Origin of the sequence: Rhodanobacter sp. A1T4, assembly GCF_014207185.1 — a bacterium.
GTDB lineage: Bacteria > Pseudomonadota > Gammaproteobacteria > Xanthomonadales > Rhodanobacteraceae > Rhodanobacter.
The window spans coordinates 227,056-242,338 of record NZ_JACHCP010000002.1; the positions used below are offsets into that span (position 1 = coordinate 227,056).

16 protein-coding genes are annotated in these 15,283 nt (G+C 61.3%); 5 read left to right on the forward strand and 11 right to left on the reverse strand.

Translation table 11 applies throughout. The features are described from left to right. Positions 1-60: 60 nt before the first annotated feature. The 10 genes from argH to HDE80_RS04215 form a co-directional block, all read right to left on the reverse strand. On the reverse strand, positions 61-1,362 hold the full coding sequence (gene argH / locus HDE80_RS04170) for an argininosuccinate lyase (RefSeq protein WP_184668196.1): 1,302 nt from the start codon (positions 1,360-1,362) through the stop codon (positions 61-63). Then, positions 1,359-2,723: a proline--tRNA ligase gene (gene proS, locus HDE80_RS04175; RefSeq protein ID WP_184668198.1), complete on the reverse strand. Its 1,365-nt coding sequence runs from the start codon at positions 2,721-2,723 to the stop codon at positions 1,359-1,361. The genes argH and proS overlap by 4 nt, the downstream gene beginning before the upstream one ends. A gap of 52 nt (positions 2,724-2,775) precedes the next feature. Continuing rightward, the gene (gene argC, locus HDE80_RS04180) at positions 2,776-3,762 is read right to left on the reverse strand and encodes an N-acetyl-gamma-glutamyl-phosphate reductase (protein ID WP_184668199.1); all 987 of its coding nucleotides are present in this window, start codon (positions 3,760-3,762) and stop codon (positions 2,776-2,778) included. 4 nt (positions 3,763-3,766) lie between these two features. Beyond that, positions 3,767-5,032 carry an acetylglutamate kinase gene (locus HDE80_RS04185; RefSeq protein WP_255483603.1) on the reverse strand — a complete coding sequence of 422 codons (1,266 nt, stop codon included), beginning with the start codon at positions 5,030-5,032 and terminating at the stop codon, positions 3,767-3,769. A 37-nt stretch (positions 5,033-5,069) separates the two neighbouring features. Beyond that, positions 5,070-6,170 carry an acetylornithine deacetylase gene (locus HDE80_RS04190; RefSeq protein WP_184668201.1) on the reverse strand — a complete coding sequence of 367 codons (1,101 nt, stop codon included), beginning with the start codon at positions 6,168-6,170 and terminating at the stop codon, positions 5,070-5,072. Next, a complete protein-coding gene (locus HDE80_RS04195) occupies positions 6,170-7,375 on the reverse strand; it encodes an argininosuccinate synthase (protein WP_184668203.1) in 1,206 nt (401 codons plus the stop codon). The genes HDE80_RS04190 and HDE80_RS04195 overlap by 1 nt, the downstream gene beginning before the upstream one ends. Before the next feature lie 39 nt (positions 7,376-7,414). Then, positions 7,415-7,900 (reverse strand): OsmC family protein, encoded by a 486-nt coding sequence (locus HDE80_RS04200; RefSeq protein WP_221437417.1) that lies wholly within the window; start codon positions 7,898-7,900, stop codon positions 7,415-7,417. Then, positions 7,897-8,523 (reverse strand): FMN-binding negative transcriptional regulator, encoded by a 627-nt coding sequence (locus HDE80_RS04205; RefSeq protein ID WP_184668205.1) that lies wholly within the window; start codon positions 8,521-8,523, stop codon positions 7,897-7,899. The genes HDE80_RS04200 and HDE80_RS04205 overlap by 4 nt, the downstream gene beginning before the upstream one ends. Positions 8,524-8,533: 10 nt before the next feature. Next, entirely contained in the window at positions 8,534-9,541 is a 1,008-nt protein-coding gene (locus tag HDE80_RS04210) for an N-acetylornithine carbamoyltransferase (RefSeq protein WP_184668206.1), read from the reverse strand. A gap of 442 nt (positions 9,542-9,983) precedes the next feature. Then, positions 9,984-10,556, reverse strand: a complete 573-nt coding sequence (locus tag HDE80_RS04215; RefSeq protein ID WP_184668208.1) for a glycine zipper 2TM domain-containing protein — start codon at positions 10,554-10,556, stop codon at positions 9,984-9,986. A gap of 179 nt (positions 10,557-10,735) precedes the next feature. Here HDE80_RS04215 and cysS point away from each other — a divergent pair, with 179 nt between their 5' ends. Both cysS and HDE80_RS04225 read left to right on the forward strand, forming a co-directional pair. Further along, a complete protein-coding gene (gene cysS / locus HDE80_RS04220; RefSeq protein ID WP_184668210.1) occupies positions 10,736-12,106 on the forward strand; it encodes a cysteine--tRNA ligase in 1,371 nt (456 codons plus the stop codon). Positions 12,107-12,156: 50 nt separating this feature from the next. Continuing rightward, positions 12,157-12,594 (forward strand): SufE family protein, encoded by a 438-nt coding sequence (locus HDE80_RS04225; protein ID WP_184668845.1) that lies wholly within the window; start codon positions 12,157-12,159, stop codon positions 12,592-12,594. 102 nt (positions 12,595-12,696) lie between these two features. Here the strand turns inward: HDE80_RS04225 and dksA are convergent, their stop codons facing one another. After that, positions 12,697-13,914, reverse strand: coding sequence for an RNA polymerase-binding protein DksA (dksA, locus tag HDE80_RS04230; protein WP_221437418.1), 1,218 nt, complete (start codon positions 13,912-13,914; stop codon positions 12,697-12,699). Positions 13,915-14,029: 115 nt separating this feature from the next. Here dksA and yidD point away from each other — a divergent pair, with 115 nt between their 5' ends. From yidD to HDE80_RS04240, 3 genes are read left to right on the forward strand one after another with little or no spacing between them, the layout of a single operon-like run. Beyond that, positions 14,030-14,302: a membrane protein insertion efficiency factor YidD gene (gene yidD, locus HDE80_RS04235; protein ID WP_184668212.1), complete on the forward strand. Its 273-nt coding sequence runs from the start codon at positions 14,030-14,032 to the stop codon at positions 14,300-14,302. Next, a complete protein-coding gene (locus tag HDE80_RS22135; RefSeq protein ID WP_255483577.1) occupies positions 14,292-14,420 on the forward strand; it encodes a hypothetical protein in 129 nt (42 codons plus the stop codon). Before yidD ends, HDE80_RS22135 begins: the two co-directional genes overlap by 11 nt. Next, positions 14,417-15,241, forward strand: a complete 825-nt coding sequence (locus HDE80_RS04240; RefSeq protein WP_184668214.1) for a M23 family metallopeptidase — start codon at positions 14,417-14,419, stop codon at positions 15,239-15,241. Before HDE80_RS22135 ends, HDE80_RS04240 begins: the two co-directional genes overlap by 4 nt. The last annotated feature ends 42 nt before the right edge of the window (positions 15,242-15,283 follow it).

Genomic DNA, 15,283 nt, shown 5'->3' on the forward strand with positions numbered 1-15,283 from the left:
CATCTTCGGCAGGCAATGCGTGCCCCGGCCATCTGACAGTGCGACGAGGTACGCTCGAACTCATGGTGCAATACTTGTCAGCGCCAGCCGTGCAGCGAGTTCGTCCAATCGCAGATCGTTGCCGGCACCTGGCGAGCTGCGTGCAGCGAGGCTAGCTTCCGGCGTGCGCCCGGCACCGGCGGACGACGCAGTTTCAGCTGCGGCCCGGTACGCATCGCGGAACGGCACACCGGCGGCTGCCTGTTCGATCGCCACATCGGTGGCGTACATCGCCGGATCGATCGCGGCACGCATCGGAGCTTCGTTCCACTGCAGACGCGCCAGCAGATCGGGCACCAGTTCGAGTGCGCTGAGTCCATGCCGGCAACCGTGGAACAGCGAGCCTTTGGAAAACTGCAGGTCGCGCTGATAGCCCGAGGGAAGCGACAGCAGCTGCTCGATCTCGGTACGCGCCGCGGCCACGCTGGCATAGCTGGCGCGCAGCAGTTCCACCACATCGGGGTTGCGCTTGTTCGGCATGATCGAGCTGCCGGTGGTGTACTCCGATGGCAGGCTGACGAAGTTGAATTCTGCCGTGGTGAACAGCGACAGATCCCACGCCAGCCGACGCAGATCGAGCAGCGCACTGGCAATGGCTTCCAGTACGGCCATCTCGAACTTGCCACGCGAGAGCTGCGCGTAGACCGGCGAAACCTGCATCCGTGCAAAACCCAGCGCCTGCGTAGTGTGCTCACGATCAAGTTTGAGATTGACGCCATAGCCAGCCGCGGTGCCCAGCGGATTGGCATCGATCCAGATGGACGTCTGTCTGGCACGCAGTGCATTGTCGATAAAGCCTTCGGCGAAACCGGCAAACCACATCGCGGTGGACGAGACCACAGCACGCTGCAGGTGCGTATAGCCCGGCAGCGGCAACGCCGGCTGTGCGGCACGATCGAGACATACCTGCGCGATGGCGCGGCAATGCGACTGCAAGGTGGCTAGCTGGTCCTTCAGCCACAGGCGCGTCGCGACCAGGATCTGGTCGTTGCGGCTGCGACCCGTATGCACGCGGCGACCGGCATCGCCAAGACGCTCGGTCAGTCGCGCCTCGATCGCCGAGTGACCGTCTTCATAACGATCGTCCAGTACGAACGATCCGCTGCGAAAATCCTCGGCCAGCGCATCCAGCTCGCGCTTCAATTCAGCCGCCTCGTCGGCACTTACAACACCGATATTCGCCAGACCTTCGACATGCGCCTTGCTGGCAGTGATGTCGTGCAGAAAAAATTCGCGATCGAGCAGCACGTCGTCACCGGCAAGAAACGCCATGATTCGCGCATTCGTCGCCACGCCCGCTTTTTGCCATAGAAGATCAGTCATGAGGTTTTTCCGCCCGAATAGTTGCTGGCTTGATTTGAATGCGATGCTGTCAGTAATTGCAATGCCGCCCCGATGGATAGCTCGTGCCGTTCACCATTGGCGCGCTGCTTCAGCTCTACCACGCCGGTGTCGAGACCACGCGGGCCAACGATGAGCTGCCAGGAAAGACCGATCAGGTCCATCCTGGAAAACTTCCCGCCGGCACGGTCGTCGGTGTCGTCGTACAGCACACTCACGCCGACTGCCTGGAGCTTTGCGTACAGCGTTTCACAGGCGGTATCGGTGCGCGCATCGCCGGACTTCAGGTTGACCAAACCAACGTCGAACGGCGATACCGATGCGGGCCAAACGATGCCATGTTCGTCGTGACTGGCCTCGATGATGGCACCGATCAAGCGTGATATGCCCACGCCATAGCAGCCTCCGTGGATCGGGTGGGCCACGCCGTCCGCACCAGTCACCGTCGCCTTCATCGGAAGCGAATACTTCGTGCCGAAGTAGAAAATCTGCCCTACTTCGATGCCGCGCGTATGCACACGGTTTTCTGGTGCCACCTCGCGCTCGAAGCGCGCGGCATCATGCACATCTTCGGTCGCTGCATAGAGCTTGGTCCATGCATCAATCACCGGTTGAAGATCTCCGGCATAGTCGATATCCGATGCGGGCACAGGTAGATCGAGTACGTCGCGATCACAGTAGACGGCAGACTCGCCGGTTTGTGCCAGCACGATGAACTCGTGCGACAAGTCGCCACCGATCGGGCCGGTTTCTGCGCGCATTGGAATGGCATTCAGGCCCATTCGCGCGAACATCCGCAGGTAAGCGACAAACATGCGGCGATAGGAGCGCTGCGCACCGACTTCGTCCAGATCAAACGAATAGGCATCCTTCATCAGAAACTCGCGTCCACGCATCAGGCCGAAACGCGGACGCTGCTCGTCGCGAAACTTCCACTGCACCTGATAGAGATTCAGCGGCAGGCTGCGCCAGGAGCTGACATAGCTGCGGAAAATCTCGGTGACCATTTCCTCGTTGGTCGGCCCATAGAGCAGTTCGCGTTCGTGGCGATCGGTGATGCGCAGCATTTCCGGACCGTAGGCATCGTAGCGGCCGCTCTCACGCCAGAGATCGGCCAGTTGCAAGGTCGGCATGAGCAGCTCGACTCCGCCGGCCAGGTCCATTTCTTCGCGCACGATGCGCTCGACGTTGCGCAGCACGCGCAAACCCAGCGGTAGCCAGGCATAGATGCCGGCGGCTTCCTGACGGATCATGCCTGCACGCAGCATCAGGCGGTGCGAGACGATCTGCGCTTCGGCAGGATCGTTTTTCAGGGCGGGCAATAGATAGCGGGACAAGCGCATGATGAATCTCCGGTAGTTGACTTGGACGACAGTGAGGGGCAGCGATGCCCTTTCACGGTCGGCCAGTCGTCTCCGGATCGATGCCGGCCAGCTCGGCGCAGCCAATGGCAAGATTGATGTTTTGCATCGCCTGCGTGGCAGCGCCTTTAAGCAGGTTGTCCAGCGTCGCGACGATCACCACGCGCTTGCCATCGGCGGAGAGTGCGAAGCCACCGATCTCCGCATGATGTCGATGCGCGATGTGGCTAACCCACGGCGCCTCGTCGACAACCCTCACCAGCGGCTCCGCATCGTAAGCGTTGCGGAAACGCTGCAGCACTTCCTCGCGCGTCATTTTGCGCGAGAGATATAGATTGGTGGTAACAGTGAGGCCACGAAAGTGCGGTGCCACGTGCGGCATGAATTCCACTGGCACACCAAGATGGCGCGAAGCCTCCTTCTCGTGCATGTGGCCGGTCAGCGCATACGGCATCAGGTTGTCGCGCAGCTTTTCTGGATCGTTCTTGTCCGATGGTGTGGTGCCTGCACCCGAATAGCCCGACACGCCGAAGCACACCGGCGGCGCGGCAAGCAGGTCCTTCAGCGGCGCAATCGAAAGCTGCATCGCGGTCGCGTAGCAGCCGGGGTTGCTGATGCGCTTCTGGCCATGCCACTTGTCGCGTGTCAGTTCTGGCAGGCCGTAATACCAGCGTTCGTCGAAGCGATAGTCGGCCGACAGATCCAGTATCAATGTCTGCGGATGCGCCGCGTCGATGGCTTCAACGTACGATGCCGCCGCACCATTGGGCAAGGCCAGGATCACCACATCAGCCGCCTGCCCTGCCACCGCCTGCGCATCGAGGCTCGCATAGCGCAGCTCACCGCTATAGCCGTCCACATGGTCGGCCACGGATTGGCCGTCCAGTTCGCGCGACGAAACGAAAGCCAGTTCCAACGACGGATGCGCAGCGATCAGCCGGATCAGTTCGGCGCCGGTGTGACCGCGTGCACCGACAATGCCGATGGATTTCTTTTGCGCTTCGTTGTTCGACAAGGTCATGGTGTTAATCCAGCAGTGTCGGCTGCCGCGTGGCGCAGTGCGCGACGCAGCGGGCGATGGTGCCGAAGTCGGGCAAACCATACCAGAACACTTTCCAGCGCTCCTGCTTGAGGCAGCCGTCCGATTCGGCGTAGTAGAAATGGTTGATCACGTTGCCGTGGCGCGAACGCCAGAACAGCTGTGGATTTTCCTCGCGCATCACCTGCCACACGGCGCGGCCCAGGCCTTCGCCCTGCGCGTCGTCGAGCACGGCGAACTTGTCGAGGTAGGCCAGCCCTTCCTCGTTCGTGAGAATCATCGCCGCACGATAGTTTTCGCTGAGGTAGATGCGCCGCGGTGTCGTGCGCTCGAAATAATCCGGCACCAGCGTGCGGCCGAAACTCGACTCGATCAGCACGCGCATGCGCGCCAGGTCGATACCGTCCCACGAATCAAAGGTGAGCACGCGCTCGCCGCGCCGCACCAAAGTGCCTGAGCCCTTGTGCGTAAACAGCTCCTTGGCCAGCTCCGCAGGCCGCGTGATCGACACCGACGAGGTCAATGGCAGATCACCCAACAGATCGGCGATCTGCTCGATCTTCACACGCATGCCACCGTTGATCCACGGCTGCGCCATCAGATGATCGAACTCGGTGCTGAGGTTGATCGAATCGATCACCGCACCCTTGTCGTCAAGCAACCCGCCGGTACCGGTGAGAAACACGATCTTGTACGGCTGCAGCACGCGTACCAGCTCGTTGGCGGCGAAGTCGGCGTTGATGTTGAGAATCTGCCCCTGCTCGGTTTCGCCGAGACTGGCGATGACCGGAATGGAACCGGCACGCAGGCTCGCTTCGATCGGCGCGAGGTTGATGCTCTGCACCTTGCCGACCAAGCCGTAGACATTCTGATCGAGATAGGTCGACGTGAAGACACCCGACGGCACCGAGGTGGCGCGCGTATCCATCGACTGCAACGCCTCGACCAGACGCAAGTTCTGCTGCTGGAAGACCTTGCGCACGATCGCCAGCGCCTGTGGCGAGGTCACGCGCAGGCCGTTGACGGTCTGCTTCTCGATGCCGGCGGCGGCAAGTTCTTCATCGAGCTGCGGGCCTGCGCCATGCAGCACGATCGGCGTAAGTCCTACCTGCTGCAGGAAGGTCAGCGACGAGGTGAGTTCGGACAATTCGTCGCGCAGCACGGCGCCGCCCACCTTGACCACGGCAAAGCGCTTCGCATCGAGTTGCGAAAAGCGCTTGAGGTATTGCTGGATTTCCTTCGCGCTACCCATGCTTTCCAGCAGGCGCACGATGGTTTGACGGGTGTTTTTATGCGCTTGCACGGTTGATGATCCGATCAATGGTTTCTGCGTAATGCTGCAACTGAGCCAGCGTCACCCACTCGTCGGCGGTATGCGCCTGAGCGATGTCGCCGGGGCCATAGACAAAAGCCGTGTAACCGGCAGCGGAAAACAGTGCCGCCTCGGTCCAGAAATCCACGGCGTTGCCGACGGGAATCTCCAGTTCGTCGGCTAGATCGCGCGCCGCCAGCCGGTTGGCTTCGGCATTGGCGGTGTCGCCGGCGGGCAGCGAAGCGCCGCGGAAGGTCTCGTCGAACTCGGCCGGCTGTGGTTCCACCAGCGTACGGAAAAGGCGCAGCAGCTGATCCGGGTCCATCGTCGGCAGCGGCCGAAAGCCAAAACGCACCTCGGCCGATGGCGCAATCATGTTCGCCTTGATGCCACCTTCGACCCGACCGATATTGAAGCGCAGGCCGGTGAGTCCGCCGAAACGTTCGTGCGATTGTGCCGCGACGAAATCGAGTGCGGCATCGCCCCAGCGCATCACTTGATGCACGGCGCTGTCGGTGGCTTTCTGCTCGCCTGACGCGTGGCCGGCATGACCGGCGAAACGCATCATCACCGAATGAATGCCGCGATGCGTCAGCGCCGCTTCACCCTTGGTCGGTTCGGCCACGATGATCGCCTCGTAGGGATGCGATTCGCTGAGAAAGCCAGCAATGCAGCGCGCATCATTGGCCTCCTCATCGGTGGAAAACAGCATCGCCATATCGCCGTCGCCGGCATTAGCGACGGCGATCAACGCCGCAGCCGCACCCTTGATATCGCACGCACCCAGTCCGATGGCGCGGGTTTCGGTGAGACGCAACGTATGTGGATCGGCAGTCCAGTTCGGGGAATCGGGCACGGTGTCCAGATGCACGTTGAACAGAAATTTCGGCTCACCGCGCACGGCATGCAAGGTCACTGCACCCGCACCGTAATCGGTCAACGTCAACGTGAAACCCGGCAGTTGCGCGCGCAGATAATCGAACAAGCCATCTGTGCCGATTGCGCGCGGCGGATTGCGCGTATCGAAGGCGACCAGCGCCTTCAGATGTTCGACCGTGGCATCGAGCAGTGCGCTCATCAGCGGTTGACCTCGGCCCACAGCGTGCTGCTCATGCCGAACAGCTTGATGAAGCCCTCGGCCTCGGCCACGCCCCAGTCGGCCGACTGCGCATAGACCGCGCCCTTGGCGTTGAGGATGTGCGGCGAACGCACCTCGACCGCAGTAACCTGCGCGCCCTGGGTTTCCAGCACCACCTCACCGTTGACACAGCTCTGGCTGGAAGCCAGGAAGGCTTCGAGATCGGTCTTCAGCGGGTCGTGGTAGAAACCCTCGTACACCAGCTCGACCCACTTGCGCGCGATCTCGGGCTTGAAGCGATTCTGTTGCTTGGTCAGCACGGCCTCCTCCAGCGCGCGATGGGCGGTCAGCAGCGACACGATGCCTGGCGCCTCATACACGATGCGACCCTTGAGACCGATGGTGGTGTCGCCGGTGTACATGCCGCGACCCACACCGTAAGCAGCGAACAGCTCGTTGAGCTTGACCAGCAACTTGTCGCCGGCCATTTTTTTACCGTCAAGCGACACCGCTTCGCCTTTCTCGAAGCCCAGCGTCACGCTGAGCTTTTCGGACGGCCATTCGGCGCGTGGCTTACACCAGCCGCGGGCGCCTTCGCCGGGTGTCTTCCAGTGATCGATCTCGCCACCGGACATGGTGACGCCGAGCACGTTCTCGTTGATGGTGTAGCTCTTCTGCTTGGCGCGCACTTCAAAACCGCGCTCCTCCAGATACGCCTGCTCGTAGGCACGGGTCTGGGTATGCTCTTTCTGGATTTCACGAATCGGCGCGACGATCTCGTAATCACCTAGCGACTTCACCGCCAGATCGAAGCGCACCTGGTCATTGCCCATGCCAGTGCAGCCGTGCGAGATGACCTTGGTGCCCAGTTCACCCGCGCGCTTTAGCGCGGCTTCGACAATCAGATAGCGGTCGGAGACCAGCAGCGGGTACTGACCCTGATAACCCTCGCCCGCCCACACGAACGGCTTGACGAAGCCCTGCCAGATCGATAGGCCGCCATCGACGGTGACATGCGAAGCGACGCCCAGCTCGGCCGCGCGCTGCTCGATGAAGGCGCGTTCCTCGGCATCGACACCGCCGGTATCGGCGAACACGGTGTGCACGGCCCAGCCGCGCTCCTGCAGATAAGGCACGCAGAAGCTGGTGTCGAGGCCGCCGGAAAAGGCGAGGACGATGTCTTTGTGGGCGCTGGCTTGGCTCATGACTTGCGAATCCTTGATGGGGAAAGGGGCTATGGGGTTCTAGGCAGGTTCGACCACGATGCGTGGTTCGCAGTGCACTGGGAAATTGACGGAGTTGGCGATAAAGCAGGCGTGGTGCGCCTCGGCATGCAGAGCCTCGGCTTTCGCCGCGTCGCTGGTCGTGCTGATGGTCACGGTGGGACGCAGCACCACTTCGACGAAGCGGCCGCCGCCGGCGTCGGTTTCCATCATGCCTTCGGCGATATCGCTATAGGCAGTCACCACGACTTTGGAGGTCGCTGCCAGATGGAGATACGACAGCATGTGGCACGACGACAGCGCGGCAACCAGCAGGTCTTCCGGATTGTGGCGCGAAGCGTCGCCACGAAATGCGGCATCGGACGATCCGGCCAGCACCGGCTTGCCGGGCACCCGGATATCGTGGCTGCGCTCGTAGCCACGATAACTTTGCGTGCCCGTACCGCGATTGCCGGTCCAGTCGACATCCACACGATAACGATGCTGATGCAGTATGCCTTCGGTCATGATTTGCCCTCCTTGGTATGGGCCATCAGCTGCGCCAGCTCGGCATCACCGTCGCCATCGCGCTGGCGCAGGCCGTCGACGACGCCGGCCTGATTGCGCACCGGATGATTCTGGCTCAGCTTGAACTTGCCTTCGATACGCTCGATCGTGATCGCAATGCCGACGATCGCTTTCAAGGATTTCTCGACATGGTCGGCCGGCGCATCCGAAACGTGCCACGGCTTTGGCTGCATCGCCTCGTGCCGATCGGTAAGCGTCTCCAGGAACTGGCGCATCCATACGGCATCGTCGATCACCTGCAAACGGCCATGCACGTGCACCACGGCATAGTTCCAGGTCGGCACTTCGCGACCGGTCTCGTGCTTGCTCGGATACCAGTTCGGACTGATATAGCCGTCCGGTCCCTGAAAGATCACCAGCACTTCGGCACCATCCATTTGCGCCAGTTCATTGCCACGCGCAACGTGACCGTGCAGCAGGGCATCGCCCGCGACTTCGAACGGCAAATGATTGGCGACGAATCCGGATGCCGCATGCACTACCACCGTGGCGAACGGATACGCCCGCATCAGTCCATGCAGGACTTCAGGGTTTGTCTCTCGGAAAGTTTTCGGCGTGTACATGGATAGAGTCTTAGCGCTGCGCGATCAGCGAAGCCATCACGGCCTTCTGCACGTGCAACCGGTTCTCGGCTTCGTCGATGGCGATGCAGGCGGGCGAGTCCATCACCGCGTCGGTGGCCTTGATGTTACGGCGCAGCGGCAGGCAGTGGCTGAAGAGGCCATTGTTGGTCAGCGCCATCTTCGCCTCGTCGACGATAAAGTGCTTGCTTGCTTCGCGCACGGGTTTTTCCTTTTCCCACTGGCCAAAAAACGGCAGCGCACCCCAGCTCTTGGCATAAACCACGTCGGCGCCGCGATAAGCTTCCTCGATGTTGTGGCTGACCTTCAGCGAGCCGCCGTTCTGTTCGGCATTCAGACGGCCAAACGCCATATAGCGCTCGTCCAGCACGTAGTCCGGCGTGGGGCATAGCAGGGTCACGTCCATACCGAGCTTGGTGGCAATCAGCAGGGCCGAGTTGGCCACAGCGGTATTCAGCGGCTTCGGGTGATAGGTCCAGGTCAGCACGTACTTCTTGTTCTGCAGATCGCCCAGATGCTCCTTCAGCGCCAGTGCGTGGGCCAGCTCCTGGCAGGGATGGGTGATCGTCTCCATATTGATCACCGGCACCGTGGCGTACTGCGCGAAGGCCTTGATCACCTTGTCCTGCCGGTCTACCGCCCAGTCCTGGAACTTCGGAAAGGCGCGCACCGCGATCAGGTCGACATAGCGCGACAGCACGCGCGCCACTTCGGCGATGTGCTCCTCGGTGTCGCCATCCATCACCGAACCAACCTCGAACTCGATCGGCCACGCATCCTTGCCCGGCGATAGCACGATCGCATGGCCACCCAGATGAAACGCGCCGAGTTCGAAACTGGTGCGCGTGCGCATCGACGGGTTGAAGAACAGCAGTGCAATCGACTTGCCGGCCAGCTGCTGGCCGTGCGGCGAACGCTTGAACTCTGCCGCCTGCACCAGCAAGGCGTCGATCTCGGCGCGACTGTAATCCTGGGTGGTAATGAAATGCCTGATGGACATGGGTTGTGGCTCGTCTATTTGAAATGTCCGGCCATGGACGGCCGGTGCTCTTGCGGACGGATCCGCGTCTGATTGTGTGGTTCGGCCCATGGATGGCCGGGTTTGGCTTTGCAGATGGACCTGCGTGAAATTAACTCCTAAAACAAAAAAACCCGGCACATGGCCGGGTTTTATCGTCGATACACATGAAACGCGTGCGACAGCCTACCCGGCCGAATGTCGATACAACGGTCGGCGCGCACGCGATGTCATGCCAGCAGCCGCGCGGGCGCTGGTAAGTACGGTGGCGGTATAGACGGCTGCGGACATGCAGATTCCAGCTGGTGAAGTCGCATGATGGCGAGAATTCCGCTGCCTTGCAACAGAAAAATCCGAGGCCCCGAATGAAGATCGCCGCCCGAGGGCGGCGATCTTGGCAACGACCTATGGATTGTCGGGCCGATCAATCCGCCGGTTGCACCTGCACACGAACCCGCAAACGCTCACCCGGGTCGTAGTTGAGGCGTGAGGTGTACACCTCACCGCGATAGCGATACTCAACGTCATAGCCAATGATGCGACGCTGATCGCTGACCGTATTCACCTGCTGGCAGTTGGTCTGGGTCGTGGCGTAATCGCCACCCTGATCCGACACATGGTTACCCACGGCACCGCCGACCACGGCACCACCTACCGTCGCTGCAACCCGGCCGCCACCCTTGCCAATGGTGCTACCGAGCACGCCGCCGACCACCGCGCCGAGTACCGTACCGACGCCGCTGTTACCGGGATCGTGCTGAACCACCTGCTGGTTGTAGCACTGCTGTTGCGGCACGCTGGTACGCACGATGCCCTGCACCGGATCGGCGCGAAGCACATCGGCCCAACCAAAATGCGCGTTGTCATCGGGACCGGGGCCCGGACCGGGAGTACCCGGAGGCGGCGGCGGTGGTTGATCGGAATAACGCACGTCCTGCGCATGAATGCTGGTGACCATCAAGGCCAATGCCAGCGTGGAAAGCCATAACCTGGTCATTTCGACCTCCAATCTCGGGACGTGGAGCGCGATGTGTGCTCCCTGTGATCATTGCATCAAGTTCACGCTGAATACAGGCTTAGAATTAACGTTTCGCAACCGTTCCACTTACATCTTGTTAAGATGTTGGGCTAACTTTGCCCTGCCAAAACACGCCCCACGTTGCGGACTTTTCGCCAATGCCGATTTCGCTCTACAACAGCCTGACGCGCCGCACCGAGCCGTTTGCCCCGCTCGACCCGAAACGGGTGACGATGTATCTGTGCGGCCCCACGGTCTACAACTACGTGCATATCGGCAATGCGCGCGGCCCCGTGGTGTTCGATGTACTGGCGAGGCTGCTTCGTCGGCATTACCCGAATGTGGTCTATGCCCGCAACATCACCGACGTCGAGGACAAGATCAACGCCGCCGCGCAGCGCGAAGGTGTGCCGATCGCCACCATTACCGATCGCTACACGCTTGCCTATCGCGACGACATGGCCGGACTCGGCATCACCCCACCCGATCTGGAACCGCACGCCACCGCCCACATCAGCGAAATCATTGCGATGAACGAAGCGCTGATCGCCAATGGCCACGCCTACGCGGCCGAAGGCCATGTGCTGTTCGATGTCGATTCGTACCCGGCCTACGGCGCGCTGTCCGGCCGCGACACCGAGGAGCTGATCGCCGGCGCCAGGGTCGAGATTGCGCCGTACAAGAAAAACCCCGCCGACTTCGTACTGTGGAAACCTTCCACACCTGACCTTGCCGGCTGGGACAGCCCTTGGGGCCGCGGCCGGCCAGGCTGGCATATCGAGTGCTCGGCAATGTGCGCCGCGCAGCTTGGCGAGACCATCGACATTCACGCTGGCGGCGTCGACCTGTTGTTCCCGCATCATGAGAACGAGATCGCGCAGTCGACCAGCGCACACGGCGGCAAGACATTCGCGCGCTGGTGGATGCACAACGGCATGCTGACCTTCGATGGCCGCAAAATGTCCAAGTCGCTTGGCAACGTGCTGCTGGTACATGAGCTGCTGAAGCTGCACCCGCCGGAGGCGCTGCGCCTGCTGCTGCTGCGCGGCCATTACCGCCAGCCGCTGGACTGGTCCGAGAACGCGATCCAGCAGGCCATCAGCACGCTCGACGGCTGGTATCGCGTGCTGCGTGATCTGGCTCATATCGAGATACCTGCCGGTGATCTGCCTGTTCCCGAGCGTGTAGAAGCCGCCCTGTGCGACGACCTCAACACGCCGCAGGCGTTGGCCGAGCTATCGCAGCTGGCGGATCAGGCCAGACACAGCGGAAACGGCGAAGCCAAGGCAGCGTTGCTCGGCGGTGGCGCCCTGCTCGGCCTGCTGCAACAAGAACCTGAGGCATGGCTCAAGCGCGGCGAAAGCGATATCGACGCCGCGCACGTCGACGATCTGCTCGAGCAGCGTCGTGCCGCCCGAGGCGCCCGGGATTTTGCCCGAGCCGATGCCATCCGCGACGAACTCACTGCGATGGGCATCGTGATCGAGGACGGCGCCCAGGGCACGCGCTGGAGCGTGGTGAAAGCCTGAGGCATTCGAGCGCACGCGTGAATTCACGCAAAGCGCGCGATAATCCACACATGAATACGACTGTCACCGCCAGCGCTGCCGACGCACAACGCGAGATCGCCGAAGAATTCGCCTTTTTCGGTGATTGGACCGAGCGCTACCAGTACCTGATTGATCTGGGCAAACAGCTCCCGCCCTTCCCGGATAACTGGAAAACCGAAGAACATCGCGTGCACGGCTGCCAGTCGATGGTTTGGCTGGTACCCAGCGGTGAAGCGACCAACATGCATTTCGATGCAATCAGCGACTCTGCCATTGTATCGGGGCTCATCGCTCTGGTGCTGCGGGTCTACTCCGATCGCTCGGCGCAGGAGATCGTCGATACCCAACCGGAATTCATCGGCACGATCGGGCTGGCCAAGCACCTTTCACCGACACGCTCCAATGGCCTGGCCGCGATGTTGACGCAGCTGAAGCAGTACGCCGCGCAGGAACTGAAGTCGGTGTAATTGCTACGGATATTTTCCAGAAACCAGACCCGCGCCAGGCTCAACGCAAAAAAAGCCCCACACATCGGCGGGGCTTTTTTTATGCAAGGAACAACGAACTACTCAGTCGCCCATCTGCTTCTGCAGATGCTCGCGACGTTCCTGCGCATCCAGCGACAGCGTGGCGATCGGACGGGCATCGAGACGTTCGACGCCGATCTCTTCGTCGGTCTCTTCGCAGAAACCGTAGCTTCCATCCTCGATTCGGCGCAAGGCCTTGTCGATCTTGGAGATCAGCTTGCGGTAGCGGTCGCGGGTACGCAGCTCCAGCGAGTTTTCGGTTTCACGCGTGGCGCGCTCAGCTTCGTCGCCGACATCACGCACTTCATCACGCAGGTTGTCCATCGTCTGGCGCGACTCTTCCACCAGCTGATCGCGCCAATCGCGAAGCTTGTTGCGGAAGTAGGCCAGGTGCTCCGGATTCATGTACTCCTCTTTGCTGGAGGGTTTGAAGCCCTTCGGCAACACAATCACACTGGTCGCGGGTAATGCATAGCGCCCGTCTTCGCGGGTAACGCCGTTATCGAGTTTTTTCGTAGCCAATTTATTCATTGAGGATGACGAGTTTTTCTGATTTTTGTTGGAAGAAGCATGATGCGCGTCAGCCGATGCTGCACGCGGTGTCACCATGGCGGTGGCACTCGCGACCTTGCCTTTGAAAAGGTTGGTTGCGGATGCCGGGGATGCGCTTTTTGGAGCCGGAGCCGGAGCAGCCTTCTCTGTCGGCTTGACGACTACCGTTTTGGTTGGCGCCGCCTTGACAGATACCGGCTTGCCAGCAGGTTGAGCCGAGGTCTTCACCGCCGGCTTGACTGGTGCAGCGGCTTTCTTAGCCAGCGGCTTGGCGGCTGGCTTTACTGGCGCTGCCTTGACAGCGTGTTTGCTGACCGGGGCTTTTTTAGCAGGTGCGGCTTTGGATGCGGGTGTTTTCACTGTTACCTTTTTTACTGCAGCTTTCTTGGCGACGGGCTTCTTGGGCGGGACAGGCTTCTTGGGCAGAATGACTTTTTTTGGTTGCGGTTTGGCGACGGCTTTCTTGACAGCAACCTTAGCTGCCGGCTTTTTGGCAGCTACCGGTTTGGGCGCCGCCTTTTTTACAACCGCTTTCTTGACTGGCTTGGCAGCATGGGTTTTCTTTGCGGGTGTCTTGGTGGCGCTCTTCACGGCTGCTCCCTTTTTGGCAACTGTTTTCGACCCGCCGCTTTTGACATCATGCGCCTTCGCCGAAATCTTTCCTTTCTGCGCCTTCGTGGCATTTGCACTACGCGTTGTCTTTGCCATATCCCTTCACCATTTCGGCCGTGACGGCCGGGTGTTATAGCTCAAAGTGTTCACCACCGGCAAGCATGCATCTGGAATAATCGAGCCACTAGACGCCGTACGTCGTGCCGGTAACGTGAATTCCCCAACCCGATTGATACTGTGGTTGCTCCGTTTGTACAAGCGCTGGATCAGTCCTTTGCTTGGGCAGCGCTGCCGCTTCCATCCCAGCTGTTCGGATTATGCACGGATTGCCGTGCTGCGCTTCGGTCCGTGGCGCGGCAGTCTGCTGTCCGGCTGGCGGCTGTTACGCTGCCAACCGCTGTGCACGGGCGGCAACGACCCGGTGCCCGACCATTTTCACTACCCGCGCTGCCGCGGCCCAGGAGACTCCCCTGATGTCCCATGACTGGCTGATCAAGAACGCCGAATTTGTCAACGAAGGCCGCCGCTGCCACGCTGACCTCCGCGTGAAGGGCGCGCAGGTGATCGACGCCAGCAGCCTCTGGCTGGCCTTCGATCGATGAGGCCGGCGCGCTGGTTCGCGCTGCTGCTCTTCGTCGGTCTCTGCGCACCCGCGCTCGCTGTATCCCTCGCTACCCGATTGCCCAGCACGCTATCGCAGGGCGGCCTGGTTGTCGTCCAGCTGAAACCCGGTAGTCGGCTCAATGTCGCGGGCAAACCCGTGCATGTGGGGAAAGACGGTGTGGCGGTCTTCGGTGCCGGTCGCGACGAACAAGGCCCGCTGATGGTGAGCGTGGTCGGATCCGATGGCCATCGACAGAACACACGCATAGCCATCACGCCGCGCGACTGGCCGATCGAGCGCGTCAACGGCGTACCGCCCGCGACAGTAAACCCGCCACCCGAACTCGCTGCACGGATCGAACGCGAACAGGCCGCCGTCGCCACCGCACGCAACCGTGACGATAATCGCGAAGATTTCCTCGGTGGCTTCAGCTGGCCGGTGCAGGGGCACATCAGCGGCCGCTTCGGCAATCAGCGCATCTACAACGGCGAGCCGAAGGCCCCGCACTCCGGCATGGATATCGCCGTACCGCAAGGCACGCCCGTCCGAGCGCCTGCCGCCGGCATCATCACCTTCGCCCAGCCCGACCTCTACCTGACCGGCGGCACCATCCTGCTCGACCACGGCTTCGGCCTCAGCTCCAACTTTCTGCACCTGTCCAAACTCGAAGTCCATGTCGGCCAGCATGTCAGTCAGGGCCAAATCATTGCCCTCTCGGGCATGACCGGCCGTGCCACCGGCCCGCATCTGCATTGGGGATTCAACTGGTTTGGCGTAAGGCTCGATCCACTGTTGTTGCCTGGGATCGTGGCTCCGTAAGTAACTCCGCAGAGAGAGACTCGGGCTCCGAAGGGGCACGAA

What these genes read in the sequence shown, in the direction of transcription:
- HDE80_RS04190 (WP_184668201.1), bottom strand. Translation starts at nt 6,170, where the DNA reads ATGAGCGCACTGCTCGATGCCACGGTCGAACATCTGAAGGCGCTGGTC.
- HDE80_RS04240 (WP_184668214.1), top strand. Translation starts at nt 14,417, where the DNA reads ATGAGGCCGGCGCGCTGGTTCGCGCTGCTGCTCTTCGTCGGTCTCTGC.
- dksA (WP_221437418.1), bottom strand. Translation starts at nt 13,914, where the DNA reads ATGGCAAAGACAACGCGTAGTGCAAATGCCACGAAGGCGCAGAAAGGA.
- HDE80_RS04205 (WP_184668205.1), bottom strand. Translation starts at nt 8,523, where the DNA reads ATGTACACGCCGAAAACTTTCCGAGAGACAAACCCTGAAGTCCTGCAT.
- cysS (WP_184668210.1), top strand. Translation starts at nt 10,736, where the DNA reads ATGCCGATTTCGCTCTACAACAGCCTGACGCGCCGCACCGAGCCGTTT.
- argC (WP_184668199.1), bottom strand. Translation starts at nt 3,762, where the DNA reads ATGACCTTGTCGAACAACGAAGCGCAAAAGAAATCCATCGGCATTGTC.
- HDE80_RS04215 (WP_184668208.1), bottom strand. Translation starts at nt 10,556, where the DNA reads ATGACCAGGTTATGGCTTTCCACGCTGGCATTGGCCTTGATGGTCACC.
- HDE80_RS04210 (WP_184668206.1), bottom strand. Translation starts at nt 9,541, where the DNA reads ATGTCCATCAGGCATTTCATTACCACCCAGGATTACAGTCGCGCCGAG.
- argH (WP_184668196.1), bottom strand. Translation starts at nt 1,362, where the DNA reads ATGACTGATCTTCTATGGCAAAAAGCGGGCGTGGCGACGAATGCGCGA.
- HDE80_RS04200 (WP_221437417.1), bottom strand. Translation starts at nt 7,900, where the DNA reads ATGACCGAAGGCATACTGCATCAGCATCGTTATCGTGTGGATGTCGAC.
- HDE80_RS04185 (WP_255483603.1), bottom strand. Translation starts at nt 5,032, where the DNA reads ATGGGTAGCGCGAAGGAAATCCAGCAATACCTCAAGCGCTTTTCGCAA.
- HDE80_RS04195 (WP_184668203.1), bottom strand. Translation starts at nt 7,375, where the DNA reads ATGAGCCAAGCCAGCGCCCACAAAGACATCGTCCTCGCCTTTTCCGGC.
- HDE80_RS22135 (WP_255483577.1), top strand. Translation starts at nt 14,292, where the DNA reads ATGTCCCATGACTGGCTGATCAAGAACGCCGAATTTGTCAACGAAGGC.
- HDE80_RS04225 (WP_184668845.1), top strand. Translation starts at nt 12,157, where the DNA reads ATGAATACGACTGTCACCGCCAGCGCTGCCGACGCACAACGCGAGATC.
- proS (WP_184668198.1), bottom strand. Translation starts at nt 2,723, where the DNA reads ATGCGCTTGTCCCGCTATCTATTGCCCGCCCTGAAAAACGATCCTGCC.